Origin of the sequence: Cupriavidus sp. 2SB, assembly GCF_005503625.1 — a bacterium.
Lineage (GTDB): Bacteria > Pseudomonadota > Gammaproteobacteria > Burkholderiales > Burkholderiaceae > Cupriavidus.
Window position 1 is genome coordinate 1 of record NZ_SCMX01000152.1, and the last position, 3,932, is coordinate 3,932.

A 3,932-nucleotide genomic window follows, 5' to 3' on the forward strand; every position below is an offset into this window, starting at 1 on the left:
GAGTGGGGGCGGCAGTGGAAGACATGGCGGGGATGAATGCTCTGCGGATTCTTTTTTGATTGAGATAGGGAGGATACCGCAGAGCTACGGTTTGCTCTCTGATGGTTTGCTCCCCTCTCCCATGAAGTGGGAGAGGGGCGGGGGAGAGGGCCAGCAGTTCAAAATGCGAGATCGGCAAGCAGAACCGCTATGCCCTCTCCCCCAACCCCTCTCCCGCATGGCGGGAGAGGGGAGAAAACAAGAGGGGAGAAAAACCAGCGAGAGAGAAAGCAATCACCCCCCAAACAACACCATCTGCCCACTCAGCAACCTTTCGAAATCATCATCCAGAAACGGCAGGATCGCATCCGCGATGGGCTGCAGTTGCCGCGTAACATAGTGGTCGTAGTCGATGGGCGCGGCGCGGGTTTCCAGTGGTTCGGGACCGGCCAGGGTCATGAGGTAGCTGATCCAGCCGCCGCGCTGGTATTGACGGGGCCGGCCGTGGCGTTCGTTGTATTCGTCGGCGATGCGGGCGGCGCGTACATGGGGCGGGACGTTGCGCTGGTAGTCGCCCAGTTGCCGGCGCAGGCGTTTGCGATAGACGAGTTGGTCATCGAGTTCACCGGCCAGCGTGCGGCGCACGGTGTCGCGCACGTATTCCTGGTACGGCTCGCGATTGAAGATCTTCTCGTAGAGCGTTTGCTGGAACTGCTGCGCCAGTGGCGACCAGTCCGTGCGCACCGTTTCCAGTCCCTTGAAAACCATCTCGGCCTTGCCGTCGGCGCGCATGACCTGGCCGGCGTAGCGCTTCTTGCTGCCGAGGTCGGTGCCGCGAATCGTCGGCATCAGAAAGCGGCGGTAGTGCGTTTCGAATTGCAGTTCGAGTGCGCTCTCCAGCCCGTAGGTCTGCCAGAGATGGTCGCGCCACCAGTCGTTCACGTACGCCACCAGGCTGCGGCCAATGCTCGCGGCGTCTTCCTCGGCGCGCGCGCGGCGCAGCCAGACGAACGTGGAGTCCGTGTCGCCATAAATCACCTCGTAGCCGCGGGCCTCGATCAGTTCGCGCGTCTGGCGCATGATCTCGTGCCCGCGCATCGTGATCGACGAGGCCAGCCGGGGATCGAAGAAGCGGCAGCCGCTCGATCCCAGCACGCCATAGAACGCGTTCATGATGATCTTGAGCGCCTGTGACAGGGGCTTGTTGCCCTCGCGCTTGGCCGCTTCGCGACCCTGCCACACACGCGCGACGATGGCCGGCAGGCAGTGCTTGGTCCGTGAGAATCGCGCACCCCGGAAACCGGGCACCGAATCGGTGTCGTCAGGGTGTGCCAGCCCCTCGATCAGCCCGACTGGGTCGATCAGAAACGTGCGGATGATCGACGGGTACAGGCTCTTGTAGTCGAGCACAAGCACGGATTCGTAGAGGCCCGGGCGCGAATCCATCACGAAGCCGCCGGGGCTGGCCTCGGGCGCCTTGTCACCGAGGTTTGGCGCCACAAAGCCCTGCCGATGCATCATCGGCATATACAGATGGGTGAAAGCCGCCACCGAGCCGCCATTGCGATCGGCAGGCAGGCCGGTGACCGAGGCGCGCTCCAGCAGGAAGGGCAGCAGTTCCGTGGCGTGGAAAATGCGCGTCACCAGTTCGCAATCGCGCAGGTTGTAGCGGGCCAGCGCAGGCTTGTCCTGCGCGAACATCCGGTCGATCTCGTCCATGCGATCGTACGGATTGTCGATCGCCTTGCCTTCGCCCAGCAGCGTGCGCGCCACCGATTCCAGGCTGAACGAGAGGAAGCTCCACGTGGCGGAACGCAGCGCCTCGATGCCGTCGATGATCAGCCGCCCCGGCGCTGCCGCAAAGTAGTGCTGCTGCTGGTTGTGCTCGCGCCATTCCATCTCGGTGCCGCCCCGGCCCAGCCGCAGCGGAATCCGGAACTTGGCGGCATGCTCGCGCAGCACGCGCAGATCGAACTGGACGAGGTTCCAGCCGATGATCGCGTCGGGATCATGCGCGGCCATCCAGTCGTTGAGGCATTCGAGCAATTGCTGGCGTGTGTCGCAGTATTTCAGCGCGAAGTCGATGCCTTCATTCACCGCATCGGCATCCTCCTGCGCAGACCCGAGCATGTAGACCTGCCGCTGGCCGCAGCCCTCCAATGCAATCGAATAGAGGTCGCCAAACGCATTGGTCTCGATATCGAGTGACGCCAGTCGCAGCGGCGGTCGATAACCGACAGCCGGCTTCATCTGTGCATCGCGCAGCACGCCATCGGCGCCGGCCTCGCCGTCGAACCAGACCGGCGCGGTGATGAAGCGCTCCATCATGTAGCGCTCGGGCGGCCGCACATCGGCCTCGTAGACATCCACGCGGGCATCGCGCAGCGCGCGATCGATCTGGATCAGTTGCCGATGCTGCTGGCAGTAGAGGCCCAATACCGGCCGATGCTGGAAATCCTGCAGCGGCAGCGCGCGCAGCTCGACATCGCGCTCACCGCGCAGCAGCGCTTCGGCAGCGGCACGCTGGGCCACGGGGATAAACGCGGTCGAAGGCTGCGGCGGCAGACGCAGCCGGCGCGGGCCATCGTCGGTGGCGAGCCAGAACTCGACCTCGGTGCCCGCCGGTGTGTCGCGCCAGTGACGGGTCAGGATGAAACCCTGCTGAAGGGGCACGCTGGAAAACCTTGGGGAATTGTTTCTGGCGCGATTCTAGCGCCGGATGCGGGCCGGCGCCGAACTCCTGCAGAAAGGGACCGCTCCCCATGCGTGCTTACGGCTTCGCGGCGGCAATCTTCTTGTAAACCAGCGCGGACAGGGCGACATCGACCAGGCCCACGCCAACCGACTTGTACACCCGAATCCCCTGTGCCCCACCGATGGCCGACGCATCGCCGGTCAGCACATCGCCAATTTCCACGACACGATCCCAATCCACCACGCCGGGCTGGGCCATGACGAGGTCTCCGGCCTCCTTGCGCGCCTGCTCCTTGTGCTCGACGACAATGCGCGCCGCACGTTGCAGCGTGACATCGTCGATCTCCCGCGTTTGCGGCTTGCTCGATCCAATGGCCGCCACCACCGCATCGGGCTTGAGGAGGTTGCCGTCGAAAAGCGGCGTCGCGCTACGCGTGCAGGTGATGACGACATCGGATTCCGGCACCGCCGTGATGGCGTCCGCAGTCTTAAACTCGACCTCTGGATGCGACTTGGCAAACGCAGCCGCCATCGCCGCACCATCGCCCCGGCTCACGATGAATACGCGGCGGAAGACATCGAGTTCGAGCATGGTGGCCAGGTGCGCCCTGGCCTGGACGCCGGTGCCGAAGATCGCCAGCGTGGAGCCCTTCGGCGGCAATTGCGCCTCGATCACGACGCGTGTGGTGGCGGCCGTGCGGAACTCCGTCAACGCATTGCCCTGGATCGTCGCCACGTAGTGACCATCTGCACCATCGAACAACACGACGACGAAATCGAACTGCCCCGCGTTCGTCGAATACACCTTCGCCCCACACATTCCGGCGGGGGCCACGATGCCGCCCATGACGCTGAGCGTCAGGTGATCCAGACTGGTGCGGGTGCGCGGCAAGGTCACCGCCTGCCCACGCGCCGCCGCAACAAACGCGTCGCGCACCACCTGGCTGCTCTCGCGCATCGTCAGAACTTGACGGACCTGCTCATCGGTAATCAGTGTCATGGGCTACTTCCGGTCGAAAAATGGCGCTGCATGCCGCAACGAAAGCGCCGATTGTTTCCGGATTGTGCCGCGCCGTCTAATGACTATTTGTCGGGGAGTATGTCCTGGGGGTATGGGGAAGAACGTTTCCCCGCATCGCAGTTGCCATCCATGACAACACTATTGCGATAAGAAAACTTATCGCAATGGTGTGATGGAAAGACATGGAAACAGAGCGCGGATGGTTTCGCGACTAGGTTTCGCGACTAGTAGCCCCGCC

At 63.6% G+C, this 3,932-nt stretch carries 2 protein-coding genes; both read right to left on the reverse strand.

Annotated elements, in window-relative coordinates:
• Positions 1 to 273: 273 nt before the first annotated feature.
• Positions 274 to 2,652: a DNA polymerase II gene (locus FFS21_RS31610; protein ID WP_137928614.1), complete on the reverse strand. Its 2,379-nt coding sequence runs from the start codon at positions 2,650 to 2,652 to the stop codon at positions 274 to 276.
• Positions 2,653 to 2,749: 97 nt separating this feature from the next.
• Positions 2,750 to 3,673, reverse strand: coding sequence for an ornithine cyclodeaminase family protein (locus tag FFS21_RS31615; RefSeq protein ID WP_137928615.1), 924 nt, complete (start codon positions 3,671 to 3,673; stop codon positions 2,750 to 2,752).
• Positions 3,674 to 3,932 lie beyond the last annotated feature (259 nt).